This is a genomic window from Sphingobium sp. OAS761 (assembly GCF_024168485.1).
Taxonomy (GTDB): domain Bacteria; phylum Pseudomonadota; class Alphaproteobacteria; order Sphingomonadales; family Sphingomonadaceae; genus Sphingobium.
In genome coordinates this window covers 249785-267934 of record NZ_JALJVY010000004.1, presented here as the reverse complement: position 1 = coordinate 267934, position 18150 = coordinate 249785, and the positions used below count along the sequence as shown (strand labels likewise).

The following is an 18150-nucleotide window of genomic DNA, read 5'->3' as shown; positions in this document are numbered from 1 at the left end:
TATATCATGGAATTTACCGATCTCGGCCTTTCGGAGCCGATTCTCAAAGCGTTGGCTGCCAAGAAATATGCCAGCCCCACGCCCATCCAGCAAAAGGCTATCCCGGTCCTGCTGGAAGGTCGCGACCTGTGCGGCATCGCCCAAACCGGCACGGGCAAGACGGCGGCGTTCGCGCTGCCCAGCCTGGATTATTTCGCGCGTCATCCGAAAGCGACGCCGATGCTCGGCTGCCGCATGCTGGTGCTGTCGCCCACGCGGGAACTGGCGGCTCAGATTGCTCAGAGCTTCCGCGACTATGGTCGCTTCATGAAGTTGTCCGTCGAAACGGTGTTCGGCGGCGTACCTATCAATCGCCAGATCAAGGCGCTGAGCCGCGGGGTCGACATCGTCGTGGCGACACCTGGCCGCCTGCTGGACCTGATCGACCAGCGGTGCTTCACCATCAAGGACACGGAAATCTTCGTGCTGGATGAAGCCGATCAGATGATGGACATGGGTTTCATCCACCCGCTGCGCCGTATCGCCAAGCTGCTGCCGCGCGAACGGCAGAACCTGTTCTTTTCAGCGACCATGCCCAAGGAAATCGAGGCGCTGGCGGGCCAGTTCCTGCATGACCCGGTCAAGGTCAGCGTGGCGCCACAATCGACCACGGCCGAACGGGTGAGGCAGCAGGCGTCCTTCGTCAACCAGGCCGAAAAGCAGGCGCTGCTCCATCTCGTCCTGGAGCGTGAGGACATCGACCGTGCCCTCATCTTCACGCGCACGAAGCATGGAGCCGACCGGGTCGTCCGTTTCTTGGAAAGCGCGGGCATCCAGGCATTCGCCATCCACGGCAACAAGAGCCAGGGGCAACGCACCACGGCGCTCCAGGCGTTCCGGGCGGGCCAGGTCAAGCTGCTCGTCGCGACCGACATCGCCGCGCGCGGGATCGACGTATCCGGTGTAAGCCATGTTATCAATTTCGAAATCCCCAACGTGCCCGAACAATATGTCCATCGTATCGGACGGACCGCGCGTGCCGGTGCCGACGGCATCGCGATCAGTTTCGTGGCCGACGATGAACGGCCCTATCTGAAGGCGATCGAGCGGACTACGCGGGTCAAGCTGGACATCGTGCCGTTGCCCGACAATTTCCTGGAGGCTGTCCGAAATCTTCCCAAGCCCGCGCCGCAGCGCAAGGGCCCGCGGCAGACGCCGGCGCAGCAAGCGAAGCGGTCGGAAGGACAGCGGCGCTATCAGGATCAGCAAAAGGCCCAGCGCGGTACGCCGGACAAGGCGCATCGCGGCGATGACGGCGGCCCGAAAAAGCCCTTTCGCGGTCGCCGGCGCAGTGGTGTCGGCGCTCACAAGGGGGCCGTTCAGCGGACCGGCGCACCGCGCTGAGTAAATTGGGGCGGGATCGTATCGCCGGTCTCGCCCTCAAGACCGGCAAGCGACAATTTGTCAGTAGCCATTCAGAAATCCGCCGTTAGGCTTGGCGTCTATGCCCTTATCCTTCCGGCGCGTCGCCAGTTCGCTTTCCCTGCCCGCCTTGCTACTCGCGGGGCATCCGCTGCCGCTTGCCGCGCAAACGGCGCCATCGGCGGCCACTTCGGCCCTTGATGTCGGAAGTCAGGCGCAGGCCCGTCCGTGGCTGTACGAGAATAGCGACGTGCCGATCGATGCCGCCTGGCGGTTCGGCACGCTATCCAACGGCATGCGCTATGCGATCCGGCGCAATGGCGTTCCCCCCGGTCAGGTGTCCGTGCGCCTGCGTATGGATGTGGGTTCGCTGATGGAGCGGCCCGATGAACTGGGTTATGCGCATTATATGGAGCATCTGACGATGCGTGGGTCGCGTCACGTGCCCGATGGGGAGTCCAAGCGCATCTGGCAAAGGCTGGGCGTGACGTTCGGAAGCGACAGCAACGCCCAGACCACGCCGACAGGGACGACTTATGCCCTCGACCTGCCGGAAGCGACGCAGCAAAGCCTGGATGAAAGCCTCAGGATACTGGCGGGCATGATGGCTGATCCGAACATCGTCGAGGACTCGGTCGCCGCGGAACGGGCCGTGGTGCTCGCGGAAAAGCGGGAAGGAGAGGGGCCGCAGAGCCACATATCCGACGCAAGCCGCGAAGTTTTCTTCGCGGGCCAACCGCTAGCCGACCACGCGCCAATCGGAACCATAGCGTCGCTCAATGCCGCGACTGCCGCCCGGCTGGATGCCTTTCACCAGCGCTGGTATCGCCCGGAAAACGCGGTGATCGCCATCGCGGGCGACATGGATCCGGCGCAGGTGGAAGCGTTGGTCAGGCAAAATTTCGCGAGCTGGACCGTGCCCGGAAAGGGGGCGGCGCTGCCCGATTTCGGTACGCCCGATCCCACGCTGCCTGCGACCCGTGTCGTCGTGGAACCGGGCATTCCAACCGGACTGACCATGGCCTGGTTGCGGCCATGGACCCCGCACGCGGACACGATAATCTATAATCAGGACAAGCTGACGGACATGCTGGCGCTTCAAATCGTCAGCCGTCGTCTGGAACAGGCGGCGCGGGGCGGCGGCAGTTTTCTTCAGTCCAGCGTTGACCAGCAGGACGTCGCCCGGTCGGCAGACGGCACCTTCCTGACTATCACGCCCAGCGGCGCCGACTGGAAGAAGGCATTGGACGATGTCCGCGCGATCATCGAGGACGCAAAGGCCACCCCGCCCAGCCAGGCGGAGATCGACCGGGAATATGCCCAGATGGATACCGCGCTCGCCATTCAGGTCGAAAATGCCGCGACCGAAGCGGCCGCGAAGCAGGCGAGCGATCTGGTAAGCGCGGTCGATATCCGCGAAACAACGGTCAGCCCGCAGGCCGCGCTCGATATTTTCCGCGCCGGCAAACCCGCAATGACGCCGCAGAAGCTATGGGATTCGACCCGGCGCCTCTTCACCGCTGGAGTGTTTCGTGCGGTTCTTGTGACCGGCGAGGCAAAGCCGGGGCTGGAGACTGATCTGGCGGTTGCGCTGGCCGCGCCGGTCAAGGCCGCCGCCAATGCCCGCCTTTCCGAGAAACCGGTGACGATGGCCGATCTGCCGTCGTTCGGTGCGCCGGGCACGGTAAAAGCGCGTGCGCCGTTCGGCTTGCCGGGCATGGATGGCGTGACGTTCGCCAACGGTGTTCGGCTCACGCTGTTCCCCAATGATGCCGAACCGGGAAAGGTGCGGATCAACGTCCGCTTCGGTCATGGCCGCCTTGCCTTTTCCCGGACCAAGGCGGTTGCGAGCTGGGCGGGCGATTATGCGCTGGTCCCCAGCGGCATCGGTGAGCTGGGCCAGCGCGAACTGGACGAACTGACCATCGGGCGCCGGATGGGGATGAATTTCGGCATCGACGACGATGCTTTCGAATTGCAGGCGGTCACACGTCCGGCGGATTATCGAGACGAATTGCGCCTGCTGGCGGCAAAGCTCGCGGCCCCCGGGTGGGACCCCGCGCCCATTGCGCGGGCCAAGACGGGTGCTTTGGTAGCCTATGACGCCATGTCCCGGTCCCCCGATTCGGTGCTGGCACGCGATCTCGATTGGCTTTTGCATGACAAGGATGTCCGGTTCCGCACGCCGTCCCGGCAGGAAATCCAGGCTCTCACCCCACAATCCTTTCGTGCCACTTGGGAACCGATCCTCGCATCGGGCCCTATCGAGGTGCAGATTTTCGGCGATGTGAAGGCGGACGAGGCCATTCAGGCAGTCGCTGCGACGTTCGGGGCTCTTCCGCCACGCGCGGACAAGCCGGTGCCCGCCGCCAACCGGACGACGGGGTTCCCCGCACATGTCGAGACCCCGGTTGTCCTGCGCCACGACGGCGACAAGGACCAGGCGGCAGCCGTGATGGCATGGCCGACCGCCGGCGGCCTTACGCTTCGGCGGGAGGCGCGCCAGCTCGAGATATTGACCCAGATATTCAATGATCGCCTGTTCGACCGTTTGCGCTCCACCGAAGGCGCGGCCTACTCGCCGAGTGTTCAGAACAACTGGTCTTTCAGCTTCGACCATGGCGGCTCGATATTGGTCATGAGCCAGATACGACCGGACCGGATCGACTATTTCTTCGATGTGGTGAAGCAAACCGCCGACGACCTTGTGCGTAACCCTGTGAGCGCCGACGAACTCCAGCGTGCCGTCGTGCCGATGCAGCAGGCGCTTGCTCGCGCGGGCACCAGCAACAATTTCTGGATGACGCAAATGGAAGGCGGCAGCTTCGATCGGCTTCGGGTCGAGGCCATGAAGACGATGGCGCGCGACATGCTTTCCGTCACGCCAGCGCAATTGCAGGTGCTGGCCGCCAAATATCTTGTTCCAGCGCATAGCTGGTCGGCCATCGTCCTGCCGCAGGGAGTCGCGGCGAAATAGGCGATTTCGCTTGCCGTGCCATCCTGTGGCCAGCTAGGCGCCGGTCAGTATCAGCGGTTGGAGGCACGACATAGATGACGGACAGGACGCGATGAGCCTGCGCCTGATCCTGTCGGTCGAGGCGTTGGAGCCGCGCTTGTCGGGTATAGGGCGCTATAGCTGGGAACTGGCCCGGCGGGTGCCCCATGCCGACGGTATCAGTGCGGTCCGGTTCTATCGGAACGGGCAATGGATCGACGATCCCGCCACGCTGCTCGATCCGCCGGCTACGCCGAAATTATGGGGCAACAAGCCCTTGCGGTGGCTGCGCAAGCGTAACCGCTGGGCGTTACGCCTGCGCGACCGCGCGGTTATGCGTTCGCACCTGTTCCATGGCCCCAATTATTTTCTGCCTGAAGCGGGCACCGGGGGCGTCATAACCGTTCACGACCTTTCCGTGTTTCGCTATCCCGAAACGCATCCGGTGGATCGCCTGCGCCAGTTCGAACGCTATTTTCGCCTGTCGGTAGACCGAGCGGGCCATATCATCACGGATAGCGAAACGACCCGGGCGGAAGTGGCTGCCTTTCTTGGATTCGACCTTGGGCGCATAACCGCGGTACCGCTGGCCGCCAGCCCCGATTTCCGGCCACGCCCGCCGGAGGATGTCCGCGCCAGGCTCGCTCGATACGACCTCGCGCCGCAAGGCTACGCCCTGTGCGTATCGACCGTGGAACCACGCAAGCGCATCGCCGAACTGCTCCACGCATGGGAAAAGTTGCCGGCAGAAGTCCGTTCCCGCTGGCCGTTGATGGTGACCGGAGGCGCGGGCTGGCTCAGCGATGCAGTCCGTGGCCTCATGGAAAAGGGCGCCCGGCAGGGTTGGGTCCGCTACCTGGGGTTCGTGCCCAATGACGATCTGCCGCTGCTTTACGCCGGTGCCGCGCTTTTCATCTACCCATCCGTCTATGAAGGCTTCGGGCTGCCTCCGGTGGAGGCGATGGCCAGCGGGGTTCCCACCGTCGTCGCGGATGCGTCCTGCCTGCCGGAAGTTACTGGCGGTGCGGCGATGCTCGTCGCGCCCGAGGATGTCGATGGCTTCTCCGCCAGGCTCGAACAGGCATTGCTGGATGGCGAATGGCGGCGCGACGCGATTGCGAAAGGGTTGGCGGTCTCGGGCGCCTATAGCTGGGATCGATGTGCGCGGGAAACCGTCGCCGTTTACAAGCGGACCGAATGATGATGCTGGACGCCGGCTTTGAACGCAAGCCGAAGGAAGCGGGCCATCTCGATCCGCGCTAGTGGTCTGATCCAGACATTCGATACCTGTCGAGGCCAAGTCTCACTCGAATGTTAGAATCTCTTCGGACGGCTAGAAATATTCGATTCTAGTGAATTTGACGATTTGACATTGGCTGGCCCATCCAAGCCGCCAGGGGATGCAAATGTCAAAATCAATCAACTTACGCGGGAAATTGAGCAGGAGCCCGGCATGACCCTTTCCCTATCGACCCAGGCCTCGCCTGTCGGCGACCTGACGCTGGTTGCCAGCAACGCCGGACTTGTTGCCATTCTCTGGCCCGACGATTCGCCGGACCGCGTGCGCATCGGGCGATGTGCCCCTGACCACGACCATCCCGTGCTCCGGAACACCGCGCACCAGCTCGCGCGCTATTTCGCCGGCACTCTTCGGCAATTCGACCTGCCGCTCGATCCGCGCGGAACGGCGTTTCAGCGCAGCGTCTGGCAGGCGTTGCGCGACATTCCGTTCGGCGAAACGCGCAGCTACGGCCAGATTGCCCGACAGATCGGGCGGCCGACCGCGAGCCGCGCGGTAGGAGCAGCCAATGGCCGAAACCCGTTGTCCATCGTCGCACCCTGTCACCGGGTGGTCGGCGCCGATGGCGCGCTGACGGGCTTTGCCGGGGGACTGGCCGCCAAACAATGGCTGATAGAGCATGAGCGGGCTTGTCGCGCGGGCTGAATATTCCCCTGTTCATGCCCGCAGCGCTTGGCTTATGGTTCCGCCATGGCGTTGGACCTGGATGCAATCATAGCCGAAATTGCCGATGGCATGGCGAAGGTGGAGCATCGCGGTAGGGTTGCGGACTATATCCCCGAGCTGGCGAAGGTCGATCCGGCGTATTTCGGTATGGCCGTCGCGACGGCGGACGGGCGTATGCTGTGCGGGGGCCACGCGACGACACCCTTTTCGATCCAGTCGATTTCCAAAGTCTTCGCGCTGACGCTGGCGCTTGGCAAGGTTGGCGACCAACTGTGGAATCGCGTCGGGCGCGAACCCTCCGGCAATGCCTTCAACTCGATCGTTCAGCTGGAGCATGAGCAGGGGATTCCGCGCAATCCCTTCATCAACGCGGGTGCCATCGTCGTTGCCGATGTCAATCTGGGCGGACATCAGCCGCGGGTCGCCATCGGCGAATTGCTGCGCTTCGTCCGGTACCTGTCGGGTGATGACGGCATCGCTATCAACGAGGCGGTGGCGGCTTCCGAAACCATGACCGGTTTCCGTAACATGGCGCTCGCCAACTATATGCGCGCGTTCGGCAACATCCACCATGCGCCGGAGCTGGTACTCGGCAGTTATTTCCACCAATGCGCGATCGAGATGGATTGCCGCCAGCTTGCCCTGGCCGGCCGTTATCTGATGCTTGACGGACGGCATCCGGGCGGAGGACGCGTGGTTTCGCCCCGGCGTGCCCGGCGTATCAATGCCCTGATGCTGACTTGCGGCCATTATGACGCATCGGGCGATTTCGCCTTTCGTGTCGGTATTCCGGGCAAGTCGGGGGTCGGGGGCGGCATCCTGGCGATCGTGCCGGGCCGTGCGTCCATTGCTGTCTGGTCGCCGGGACTCAACGCCAGCGGCAACAGCCAGCTTGGCACCCGCGCGCTGGAGGAACTGGCCCAGCGAACCGGCTGGTCGGTATTCAGCCCGCCGCCGGATTGAGGTGGAGCCTAGGGCACCTCGTCGGCGCGCAAACGCCGCAATTTCGGCGCTTGGCTGAGTTGCGCCGCTTCCTTGATGTCGATGCGCAGATCTTCGCGCATTTGATGGATCGACGCGATGACCGGCCCCATGGCGACGCCCAGGTCAACCAGTGCCGTTTCTGCCAGTTGCAGCGAGCTTTCCAGCGTTTCGGGAACGGCGTCGCTGGCACCGGCCCGGTATAGTTGCGCGGCATGGTCGGTGTCGCGCGCGCGGGCGATGATCGGCAGGTCGGGCACCCATCCGCGTACCCGCTTGGTCACCCGCACGGATAGCACCGGGTCATCCATGGTCAGTATCAACGCCCGCGCATGACCGAGCCGGAGCTTGTCCAGCATTTCCGCTCGCGCGACATCGCCGAAGAGGATGGGATAGCCACGCCTTCGCGCGTCGGCGACGACATCGGGGTCCGACTCCACGACAATGAAGCGCTGGCCGTGGGTCTTGAGCAGATCGCACACCAGGTGGCCGACACGGCCGAAACCGATGACCACGGCGGCGGCTTCGGTCTGCACCTGTTCCGTTTCAACCCGTTCTTCGCCCAACGCCATTTCCAGCCGCCGAGCGACGTCATGGCCGATCCGTGCAAGCAGCGGCGTGATGGTGAGGCCGATCGCCGTGACGATCTGCCAGAAGGCGGCTGTCGAAGGCAGGATCAGTTGCGCCGCCGCAGCGGTCGAAAGGACGATCAGCGTCGTTTCCGACGGGCTGGACATCAGCAACCCGACCTCCAGCGCCGTGCCCTTTCGGGCGCCGGAAAAATAGAGCAGGCCTGCGGTGACCAGCGTCTTGGCGGCAACCACGCCTACGACCGCCATCATGAGGCTGGGCCAGTTGGCCAGGATGACGCGGATGTCTAGGCTCATACCCACGGTGATAAGAAAGACCCCGAGCGCCAGCCCCTTGAACGGCGCGGTGATCACCTCGACTTCGCCATGATAGTCGGTTTCGGCAATCAGCAAACCAGCGAGGAGCGCACCCACGATAGGCGACAGGCCAGCGATGGACGTGGCCAGACTCGACACGATGACGACCAGCAGGCTGGCGGCGAGAAATACCTCGGGGCTCTTGGTGCGCGCGGCCTGGCTGAAGATATGGGGAAGGATTAGCCGGCCGAGCACCAGCATCACGGCAATCGTGACGCCGCCCTTTACCAGGGTGCTCGCCAGTTCGTTCCAGGCGCCGTCGGGCGTTGCGCCGATGGAGGGGGCGAGGGCGCCCAGCATGAAGATGATCGGCACCAGTGCCAGATCCTCGAACAGCAGCATGGAAAAGGCTGACCGGCCGACGGCACTCTGCGTGCCGACCATCGGCAGCACCACCGCGGTTGAAGAAAGCGCCAGTGCAAGCCCCAGGCCCACCGCGCCTGCAGTCGGCTGGCCCAGCAGATAGAGCCCGCCGGCGATCAGCAGGCCACTGCCGATCAATTCGGCAGCACCGACGCCGAACACCTGCGTGCGCATGGTCCACAATCGTCGAAAACTCAGCTCCAGTCCGATCGAGAACAGCAATAATATCACGCCGAGTTCGGCAAAGGGCTCGATCGCGTCCCTGTCCGATATCGTGATATGATAAAGCCATGGGTAGCGGTCGACCAGCGATCCCAGCCCCGCTGGTCCTACAGCAAGGCCCACCAGGATGAAGCCGATGACTGGGCTGATGCGAAATCGCGCAAAACCGGGGATGACGAGGCCTGCCGCGCCCAGGATGACGAGGGAGTCGCTGAAACTGTTGGGATTGATCGAACCGGCCATGCCGTCATCATTGCCGTAACAACCCGCAATAGCCAGCTTTTTGGTAGAATGGTCAGGGAAAACGGTGAGTGTGGTGCGGACGGCGGGACTTGAACCCGCAATTCCAGGGGAAGGCGGATTTTAAGTCCGCTGCGTCTACCGATTTCGCCACGTCCGCGCATCGCCGCCTTGCCGGGGCGCGCTACCCCTGACGACTGCCGGGCATGCCGTCAAGCTTCAGCGGCACCGTCCGCGTTCAGCCGCTCTCGTATTTCCTTGCCGGGCTTGAAATAGGGCACACGCTTGGCGCTGACCGGCACCTGCTCGCCGGTGCGCGGATTCCGGCCGGTGCGGGCGTCCCGCGCCCGCGTCGTGAATGCGCCGAAGCCGCGCAGCTCGACCCGCCCGCCGGTAGCCAGCCGATCGACGATCTCGCGGAAGAAAATATCGACGATCCTTTCCATTTCGGGCACGGTCAATCCCGGATTTTCATCGGCCAGTTTCTGGATGAGTTCAGAACGGATCATCGGTTCGTCAGCCCCCTCTGCTGTTCCCCAAGGTGAAATCATACAGGTTTTGCAGCAGATTGACAATCGGCGTGAGGAATTTGTTTCGCCCGCGGAAATAAAAGAGGCCCGCCGGAACCATCGTCCCGGCGGGCCTGCCAATATTATCTGCGATCGAATGATCAGCCTTCGTTCTTGGCCTTAAGCGCTTCACCAAGAATGTCGCCGAGCGACGCGCCGCTGTCCGACGAACCATATTGCGCCACGGCCTGCTTTTCTTCGGCGATCTGCATCGCCTTGACGGAGAAGGTTGGCTTCTTGGCACGGTCGAAACCGGTCACCATCGCGTCGAACTTCTGACCGAGCTGGAAGCGCTCCGGACGCTGTTCGTCACGGTCGCGGCCCAGGTCGCTGCGCTTGATGAAGCCGGTGGCGCCATCTTCGCCGGCCTGAACTTCCAGGCCGCCGTCGCGAACTTCAAGGACGGTCACGGTAACGACCGCGTTCTTGTTCAACCCTGCGGCAGCGGCGGTGGTGCCGCCTGCGGCCGGGCCGCCACGTTCAAGCTGCTTCATGCCCAGGCTGATGCGCTCCTTCTCGACGTCGATGTCGAGAACGACGGCCTGAACCGTCTCGCCCTTGCGGTGCAGCGCCAGTGCGTCTTCGCCCGAAATGCCCCAGGCGATGTCCGACATGTGAACCATGCCGTCCACGTCGCCGTCCAGGCCGATGAACAGGCCGAACTCGGTCGCATTCTTGACTTCGCCCTCGACGGTCGAACCGATGGGATGACGCTCGGCGAAGCTTTCCCACGGGTTCGACTGTGCCTGCTTGAGGCCCAGCGAGATGCGGCGCTTGTCGGCATCGACTTCCAGGACGATGACGTCGACTTCCTGGCTGGTCGAAACGATCTTGCCGGGGTGCACGTTCTTCTTGGTCCAGGACATTTCCGAAACGTGGACCAGGCCCTCGATGCCGGGCTCCAGCTCGACGAACGCACCATATTCCGTGATGTTCGTGACGCGACCCGACAGCTTCGCGCCGACCGGGTACTTGGCGGTGGCGCCTTCCCACGGATCGCTTTCCAGCTGCTTCATGCCCAGGCTGATGCGCTGGGTTTCGCGATTGATGCGGATGATCTGGACGCGGACGGTATCGCCGATGTTGATCATCTCATTCGGGTGGTTGATCCGCTTGTAGCTGAGATCGGTGACGTGCAGCAGGCCGTCGATGCCGCCCAGATCAACGAACGCACCATAATCGGTGATGTTCTTGACCACGCCCTCGATGATCTGGCCTTCGGCCAGCGTCTGGATGAGGCCGCTGCGCTGTTCGGCGCGGGTTTCTTCCAGGATGGCGCGGCGCGACACGACGATGTTGCCACGGCGGCGATCCATTTTCAGGATCTGGAAGGGCTGCGGAATGTCCATCAGCGGGGTGACGTCGCGCACCGGGCGGATGTCGACCTGGCTGCCGGGCAGGAACGCTACGGCGCCGTCTAGGTCGACCGTGAAACCACCCTTGACGCGGCCGAAGATGACGCCTTCGACGCGAGCGGTTTCGGTGAACTCGGCTTCCAGCTTGTCCCAAGCGGCTTCGCGGCGGGCGCGGTCGCGCGACAGCATGGCTTCGCCATAGGCGTTTTCGACGCGGTCGACATAGACTTCGACTTCGTCGCCGACCTTCAGGTCGGCCTTCTGACCCGGCGCGGCGAATTCGCGCAGCGGCACGCGGCCTTCCGACTTGAGGCCTACGTCGATGACGGCCAGGTCGTTTTCGATCGCGGTAACGGTGCCCTTGACGACGCGGCCTTCGAAACCGCCGTCCTCACCACCGAGGGAATCATTGAGCAGCGCGGCGAAATCGTCGCGCGAGGGAAATGCCGTAGAGGCCATGGTCAGTCCTTCACTCATCATTGCTGGCCAATCGGTTGTATCCGATGGTCTTTGGCCAAACTACGCAGGGGGCCGAATGCCATCTGCGTATCCAATGGGTTACGGTTTGAGAACGCGCAGGCCAGATAAGCGAAAAGGGCGCCCGGAATATCCGCGCGCCTTATCGGGCCATCCCTCAGGAACGACCTTCAAGCTGGGCGTCCACAAGCGCGATTGCCCGCTGGACGGCCGCTTCTATAGTCAGATCGCTGGTATCTAGCAAGTCCGCACCATACGCCACCTTGAGCGGTGCGTGATCGCGGCTCATGTCACGCGTATCGCGAGCCTGGATGTCGGCGACCAGCGAATCCATGTCGGGACGGCCGCCATGGGCGATCGCGTCGTTGTAGCGCCGCTCCGCGCGGACATGGACGCTGGCGGTGACGAATATCTTTGCATCCGCGTCGGGCGCGATCACCGTGCCGATGTCACGGCCATCCAGGATGGCACCGCCCGGCTGCGTCGCGAAATCCCGCTGCCGCTGTACCAATGCGTCGCGCACCTTCTGGTGCACCGATACCCGCGACGCCAGGCCTCCGACGGCCTCATTCCGCAATGCGGGATCGACCAGGATGGCGTCGTCGAAGGAACAGGCCGCCACTGCCTCGGCTTCATGGTCCGGGTCGCCGCCCTGCTTCAGGACCGACAGGCCGACCGCGCGATACAACAACCCTGTGTCCAGTACCGGCAGGCCATAGTGTCGCCCCAATGCCTTGGCGATGGTGCCCTTGCCAGATGCGGCGGGGCCGTCGACGGCGATGATCATATCTTGTCCTTCTTCCAAAGCGCCTTGCCCAGGCCGAACAACGCAACCGCTCCCCAGACCGCTTCCAGTGCCATCGATGACAGGTTGAAATGGACCGTCAGCGACACGGCCAGGAATATGGCACCCAGCAGGTTCATGGCGTTGAACAGGACGAAATTGATGCGGTTGGCCATGTTGCTATAGGCGAAGGCTGTCACGACCAGTGTGCTGCCTGTCAGACCCACAAGGTCGGCCCAGTCCAAGGTCATTCGATCGCGCCCAGATTCCGCAACAGCGCCGTGAAGCCAGGGAAGCTCGTGGCTACCGGCCGCATGTCGTCGATCGTGACGCCGTTTTTGGACGCCAGCCCGGCCACCGCGAAGCTCATGGCGATCCGATGGTCCAGGCGGGTGGAAATCGGGCCGCCTCCCATCAGGGGCGCACCGCCGCTGCCTTCGATGATGATGCCGTCTTCCAGTTCCTCGACCGCCACGCCGATGGCGCGCAGCCCTTCGGCCATGGTGGCGATGCGATCCGATTCCTTGACTCGCAATTCCTCCAGACCGCGAAAAATACTGCGGCCTTGGGCCAGCGCGGCGGCGACGAAGGCGACCGGATATTCGTCGATCATGCTCGGGGCGCGTGCCGGGTCGGGCTCGACGCCCTTCAGCACGGATGCGGTGACGACCAGATCGCCGACCGGCTCCCCCCCCACTTCGCGCGGATTGGCGATTTCTACCGATCCGCCCATCTCGCGAAGAAGGTCGACAAGGCCCGCGCGCGTGGCATTGAGGCCGATATTGCCGATCGTGACCTGCGAGCCCGGGACCAGCAGCGCCGCGACCATTGGAAAGGCGGCGGAGGATGGGTCGCCCGGCACCACGATATTCTGCGGCTTCAGCTCAGCCTCGCCGACAAGCGTGATGATGCGGGTGCCGTTGGCTTCCACCTCCACATCCAGTTCTGCGCCGAAACCGCGCAGCATCCGCTCACTATGGTCGCGGGTGGGGACCGGTTCGACCACACGGGTGATGCCCGGCGTGTTGAGCCCCGCGAGCAAGATCGCCGACTTGACCTGAGCCGATGCCACCGGCAGCCGATACTCCAGCGGAATGGCCGGGGAAGCGCCTCGCATCGTCAGCGGCAAGCGGTCGCCCGGGCTTGACGTAAAGGTCGCACCCATGCGTGACAGGGGTTCGGTAACGCGCGCCATCGGCCGTTTGCTCAGCGACGCGTCGCCTGTGAACGTTGCCGTCAGGTCATGGCTTGCCAGCAGGCCCATGAGCAGTCGGGTGGACGTGCCGCTATTACCCATGTCCAGCGCCGTTTCGGGCTGGAGCAGGCTGCCGACGCCCACGCCGTCTACATGCCAGACGCCTTCGGCATCGCGCTCGATCCGCGCGCCCATAGACCGCATGGCCGCTGCGGTGGCCAGTACATCCTCCCCCTCCAGCAGTCCCTCGACCCGGCTCGTTCCCACCGCCAGCGCGGAGAGCATCAGCGAGCGATGCGAAATGCTTTTGTCGCCTGGAACGCCGACGCTGCCCGAGAGGGGGCGGGCCGCCGCGAAGGTCATCGGGATGGGTTGGGCGCTTGGCTGGGTCACGAGGTATCCGCTATCATGGAACCGAAAAAATGCGTGGGGCTTTTGACAGCGCGATCCCGCTATGGCAAGGCGCGCCACGTTTCGCGGGCGACGACCGTCGCGCCGCGTGATTTCTGTTTGATGGCATCGAAGAAGGAACAGGCCGGACATGGTGAAGGCTGAATGGGGCACGAAGCGGACCTGCCCGAAATGCGCGACTCGCTTCTATGATCTGGGCAAGGAAGATCCGGTGACATGCATCAACTGCGGCACCGCCTGGGAACCGGAACCGGTGTTGAAGTCCAAGCAGCCGCTGCCTTATGAGGAAGCGCCCAAGAAGGTTGTCGAAACCGCCGACGGCGAATTGGAGACGGCCGACGACGATCTGGATCTGGACATCGACGTCGATGACGACGGCGATTCGCCGGATAATGACGTCGATCTGGGCGGCGACGACGATCTGGGCGTCGACGCCGGCAAGGACGATAATGACGACGACAACTGATTGAAAATTCCGCTTGCCAAGGGAGGTTCCGCCTCCTAATGGCAGCGGCCTCCGGGGCGCCGGACCCAAACGGCGCTTCGAACATGGTGACGGGGCCTTAGCTCAGCTGGGAGAGCGCCTGCATGGCATGCAGGAGGTCAGCGGTTCGATCCCGCTAGGCTCCACCAGTTTTGCTGACACGAACATCCCCCGGGGATGTTCGACGGCAAACCGACCCGGGCGCTCGCCGCGCAGATGGGGCCTTAGCTCAGCTGGGAGAGCGCCTGCATGGCATGCAGGAGGTCAGCGGTTCGATCCCGCTAGGCTCCACCACCCTGTCGACATCGCAATGCCTGAACGTCTGTTGCCGGGAAAAGCGCCCTTTCAAACCGGCCGGGGTTCTGCAACCTCATAGGCCCGCAGTTCGCGATCACCGATTTGAAGATCCGGCCATGTTGCGCGCCATTGCGCGATGTGCGGTGAGGCGAAATGTAGGTCGAGCGCAGCCTGATCGACCCACAACTCCTTCACATGAACCAGCCCGCGGTCGAACACATCCTCGGCATAGGCATAATCGACGCAGCCATCCTCGGCGCGGCTCGCATCCGCCATGCGCTGCATCGCAGGTCGCGCCCGGTCCATCATATCGGCCGGCAGACGGATAGTTCCGATGATCAGCAGCATCATGCGAGGCTCACGAAACTGTCCATCACCCGCTTTCGCCCGGCGGTCTCGAAATCGATCTCCAGCTTGTTGCCCTCAATCTCCGCGACGGTGCCGTAGCCGAATTTCTGATGAAAGACGCGCAAGCCCACCGACATGTCGCTGCGCCCCTTGTTACCCAGCGAGATGGCCGACGCACGCGCCTCGACGATCCGCACCGGCTCGCGGCTGAACTGGCCCGACGATTGCGCCCGTTGCCAGCCCGGACCGCGTCCGGTGCCGCGCGCAACATTGGCGAAAGGATCGTCGCGCTCGGACCAGTTTGCGCGCCACAGCGACGCGCCGCCGCTCATGCTGCTTTCCTGCTCCACATGCTCGGGCGGCAGCTCGCCGACAAACCGGGAAGGTATGGAACTGGTCCATTGGCCGTAGATCCGGCGGTTGGCGGCATGGATGATGGTGCAGCGACGGCGGGCGCGGGTGATGGCGACATAGGCAAGGCGCCGTTCCTCCTCCAGGCTGTTCAGGCCGCCTTCGTCCAGCGCGCGTTGCGAGGGAAAAATCCCTTCCTCCCATCCGGCCAGGAACACGCTGTCGAATTCCAGCCCCTTGGCGGCATGAATGGTCATGATCGTAACCTTCCGCTCGTCTTGCTGCGCGTCATTGTCCATGACGAGGGAGACATGTTCGAGGAAGGCGCCGAGCGTCTCATATTCCTCCATCGCGCGCGCGAGTTCGGAGAGATTTTCCAATCTCCCGGCACTTTCGGTGCTGCGTTCGGCTTGTAGCATCGCCGTATAACCGCTTTCGTCGAGGATCTGCCGCGCCAGTTCCGCGTGGGGGAGGGTCGACGCCCGGTCGCGCCAGCGCGCCAGATCTCCGATGAAGGCGCCGAGCGACCGGCGCGCCTGCGGCGTCAGTTCATCTGTATCAAGAATGCGCGCTGCAGCCAGCGCCAGGGGAATATTTTCCGCACGCGCCAGCCTGTGCAGCTTTTCGACAGCCTTGTCGCCCAGGCCCCGCTTGGGCACGTTGACGATCCGTTCGAACGCCAGGTCGTCCGCGGGCTGGTTGACCAGCCGCAGATAGGCGAGCGCGTCGCGGATTTCCGCGCGTTCGTAGAAACGGAATCCACCGACGATGCGATAGGGCAGGCCGATCTGGATGAATCGATCTTCGAACTCGCGGGTTTGGTGCTGCGCCCGTACCAGGATTGCCACCTCGTCCAGCGATCCGCCACCACGCTCGATGGCTTCCATCTCCTCGCCGACCCGGCGCGCCTCTTCCGGCCCGTCCCACACGCCCAGCACGCGCACCTTGTCGCCCACGTCGATGTCGGTCCAAAGGGTCTTGCCCAGCCGGTTGCCATTTTCCGCTATGACGCCCGACGCTGCGCCCAATATATGGGGCGTGGAGCGATAATTCTGTTCCAGCCGAATGATCTTCGCGCCGGGAAAGTCCTTCTCGAAGCGCAGGATATTGGCTACCTCGGCACCCCGCCAGCTGTAGATGGACTGGTCATCGTCGCCGACGCAACAAATGTTCCGGCGCGCCTGGGCCAGCAGCCGCAGCCACAGATACTGACTGCTGTTGGTGTCCTGATATTCGTCGACCATCACATATTTGAACCGCTGCTGGTACATCTCCAGCACATCGCGATGCGTTTTCAGGATCGTGAGAACATGCAGCAGCAAGTCGCCGAAATCGCACGCGTTCACGGCGCGTAGGCGGTCCTGGTAGGCGGCGTAGAGCTTTTGCCCCTTTCCATGGGCGTAACCTTCGCTTTCACCCGCGCCGATATCTGACGGGGTCAGTCCCTTGTTCTTCCACTGATCGATCAGCCCGGCCAGTTGCCGCGCTGGCCAGCGCTTCTCGTCGACCCCCTCCGCCTGCACCAGTTGCTTGAGCAGGCGGAGCTGGTCGTCCGTGTCGAGAATGGTGAAGTTGGATTGCAGGCCGACCAGTTCGGCATGCCGACGCAGCATCCGGGCCGCGATAGCATGAAATGTGCCGAGCCACGGCATGCCCTCGACGGCAGGGCCTATCATCCGTCCGACCCGCTCGCGCATTTCCCGCGCGGCTTTGTTGGTAAAGGTGACGGCCAGGATTTCCGATGGCCACGCCCGCCTGGTCGCGATCAGATGGGCGAGCCGGGCCGTGAGTGCCGCGGTCTTGCCGGTGCCCGCGCCCGCCAGCACCAGCACGGGGCCGTCGGTCGTCAAGACGGCGTCGCGTTGCGGCTCGTTGAGGCCGTCGAGATAGGGCGCGTTTTCGGCAGACGGGGAAGGGAATGTCATCATCGGTAACTAGGCTTGGGACGTGGTCGGAGCAAGGGCAGGGCGCTTGCGGCGGATGCGCAACTATGAGAACAAATAGCGAATCATGCAAGCGAGAGGTAAAACGATGCTGACGGGAAAATGCCAGTGCGGCGCGATCCGGTATGAAGCGGAAGGGGAACCGGCTTATAGTGCAATCTGCCACTGCGCCGACTGTCGGGCAAGCTCAGGCGCGCCGATGGTGGGTTGGGCCTTGTTCCCACAGGAACGGGTGACGATCCATGGCACTCCGATGCAATATGGGTCATCGGAAAATGCGACGCGTCATTTTTGCGGGACTTGCGGCACCGGCCTGTTTTACACCAATCCGGTTATCTTCCCCGGGGCCATCGACATCCAGACCGCGACGCTGGACGATGCGAACGCCTTGCCGCCTCAGGCTCACGTCCAGATGGCGGAGGCCGCACCATGGATGGGATCAGCGCATGGCCTGCCGAAATTCGATCGCTATCCGAACATGCCCTGAACGCGCCCATTTGGCCATTTGTCGCTAGGAGGGCACCTCTGGTCGCCTTGGCGCGGAACGCGCGTGTCATACTGGCGGTTTGGTACGCGCCGAGCGGGCTTCACGGGGTAAGAAATTCGGAAAGGATGTTCCCGATGAAAAGGTTCGTGATCGCTGGTATCGCCATGGCAGGTATGATGGCATTCGGTGGTGGCGCGGTGGCGCAAGACATGCCGTCCGCACACCCCCCCCGCCGGTCAGACGGCCGACCCGAATGCTGCGCAGCCCACGGGTGCCGTTCCGGCTGATCCGGGAATGATGCCGGTACCTTCGGGCGTGCCGCAGGATCCTGCTG

Annotated in this window: 15 protein-coding genes and 3 tRNA genes; 9 read left to right on the top strand and 9 right to left on the bottom strand. The window is 63.5% G+C overall.

The window, feature by feature from the left end:
- Window positions 1–6 precede the first annotated feature (6 nt).
- From J3E64_RS07470 to J3E64_RS07450, 5 genes are all read left to right on the top strand, one after another.
- Complete coding sequence (locus J3E64_RS07470) at window positions 7–1383, top strand: DEAD/DEAH box helicase (RefSeq protein ID WP_253341563.1); 1377 nt, start codon at window positions 7–9, stop codon at window positions 1381–1383.
- Between the two features lie 100 nt (window positions 1384–1483).
- On the top strand, window positions 1484–4378 hold the full coding sequence (locus J3E64_RS07465; protein ID WP_253341561.1) for a pitrilysin family protein: 2895 nt from the start codon (window positions 1484–1486) through the stop codon (window positions 4376–4378).
- Between the two features lie 91 nt (window positions 4379–4469).
- Complete coding sequence (locus J3E64_RS07460; protein WP_253341559.1) at window positions 4470–5597, top strand: glycosyltransferase family 1 protein; 1128 nt, start codon at window positions 4470–4472, stop codon at window positions 5595–5597.
- A gap of 252 nt (window positions 5598–5849) precedes the next feature.
- A complete protein-coding gene (locus tag J3E64_RS07455) occupies window positions 5850–6341 on the top strand; it encodes a methylated-DNA--[protein]-cysteine S-methyltransferase (RefSeq protein ID WP_253341558.1) in 492 nt (163 codons plus the stop codon).
- A 45-nt stretch (window positions 6342–6386) separates the two neighbouring features.
- Window positions 6387–7325, top strand: a complete 939-nt coding sequence (locus J3E64_RS07450) for a glutaminase (protein WP_253341556.1) — start codon at window positions 6387–6389, stop codon at window positions 7323–7325.
- An 8-nt stretch (window positions 7326–7333) separates the two neighbouring features.
- Here the strand turns inward: J3E64_RS07450 and J3E64_RS07445 are convergent, their stop codons facing one another.
- The 7 genes from J3E64_RS07445 to aroA form a co-directional block, all read right to left on the bottom strand.
- Window positions 7334–9118 carry a cation:proton antiporter gene (locus J3E64_RS07445; protein ID WP_253341549.1) on the bottom strand — a complete coding sequence of 595 codons (1785 nt, stop codon included), beginning with the start codon at window positions 9116–9118 and terminating at the stop codon, window positions 7334–7336.
- Between the two features lie 71 nt (window positions 9119–9189).
- Window positions 9190–9275: transfer RNA gene (locus tag J3E64_RS07440), tRNA-Leu, on the bottom strand.
- A gap of 52 nt (window positions 9276–9327) precedes the next feature.
- Entirely contained in the window at window positions 9328–9624 is a 297-nt protein-coding gene (locus J3E64_RS07435; protein WP_253341547.1) for an integration host factor subunit beta, read from the bottom strand.
- Between the two features lie 161 nt (window positions 9625–9785).
- Window positions 9786–11498, bottom strand: coding sequence for a 30S ribosomal protein S1 (rpsA, locus tag J3E64_RS07430; RefSeq protein WP_253341545.1), 1713 nt, complete (start codon window positions 11496–11498; stop codon window positions 9786–9788).
- Window positions 11499–11673: 175 nt separating this feature from the next.
- Complete coding sequence (gene cmk / locus J3E64_RS07425; RefSeq protein ID WP_253341543.1) at window positions 11674–12303, bottom strand: (d)CMP kinase; 630 nt, start codon at window positions 12301–12303, stop codon at window positions 11674–11676.
- A complete protein-coding gene (locus J3E64_RS07420; RefSeq protein ID WP_253341542.1) occupies window positions 12300–12551 on the bottom strand; it encodes a hypothetical protein in 252 nt (83 codons plus the stop codon). The genes cmk and J3E64_RS07420 overlap by 4 nt, the downstream gene beginning before the upstream one ends.
- Window positions 12548–13858: a 3-phosphoshikimate 1-carboxyvinyltransferase gene (gene aroA / locus J3E64_RS07415; protein WP_253341729.1), complete on the bottom strand. Its 1311-nt coding sequence runs from the start codon at window positions 13856–13858 to the stop codon at window positions 12548–12550. Before aroA ends, J3E64_RS07420 begins: the two co-directional genes overlap by 4 nt.
- A gap of 178 nt (window positions 13859–14036) precedes the next feature.
- On the opposite strand from aroA, the gene J3E64_RS07410 reads away from it, so the two are divergent.
- From J3E64_RS07410 to J3E64_RS07400, 3 genes are all read left to right on the top strand, one after another.
- Complete coding sequence (locus J3E64_RS07410) at window positions 14037–14372, top strand: TIGR02300 family protein (RefSeq protein ID WP_253341540.1); 336 nt, start codon at window positions 14037–14039, stop codon at window positions 14370–14372.
- 91 nt (window positions 14373–14463) lie between these two features.
- A tRNA-Ala gene (locus J3E64_RS07405) sits at window positions 14464–14539 on the top strand.
- A 69-nt stretch (window positions 14540–14608) separates the two neighbouring features.
- Window positions 14609–14684 (top strand) — tRNA-Ala (locus J3E64_RS07400).
- A gap of 51 nt (window positions 14685–14735) precedes the next feature.
- Here J3E64_RS07400 and J3E64_RS07395 read toward each other — a convergent pair.
- A complete protein-coding gene (locus J3E64_RS07395) occupies window positions 14736–15038 on the bottom strand; it encodes a putative quinol monooxygenase (RefSeq protein ID WP_253341538.1) in 303 nt (100 codons plus the stop codon).
- Window positions 15035–17311 carry an ATP-dependent helicase gene (locus J3E64_RS07390; RefSeq protein ID WP_253341727.1) on the bottom strand — a complete coding sequence of 759 codons (2277 nt, stop codon included), beginning with the start codon at window positions 17309–17311 and terminating at the stop codon, window positions 15035–15037. Before J3E64_RS07390 ends, J3E64_RS07395 begins: the two co-directional genes overlap by 4 nt.
- Window positions 17312–17417: 106 nt before the next feature.
- Between J3E64_RS07390 and J3E64_RS07385 the strand changes: the two genes are divergently transcribed.
- Window positions 17418–17816: a GFA family protein gene (locus J3E64_RS07385; protein WP_253341536.1), complete on the top strand. Its 399-nt coding sequence runs from the start codon at window positions 17418–17420 to the stop codon at window positions 17814–17816.
- Window positions 17817–18150 lie beyond the last annotated feature (334 nt).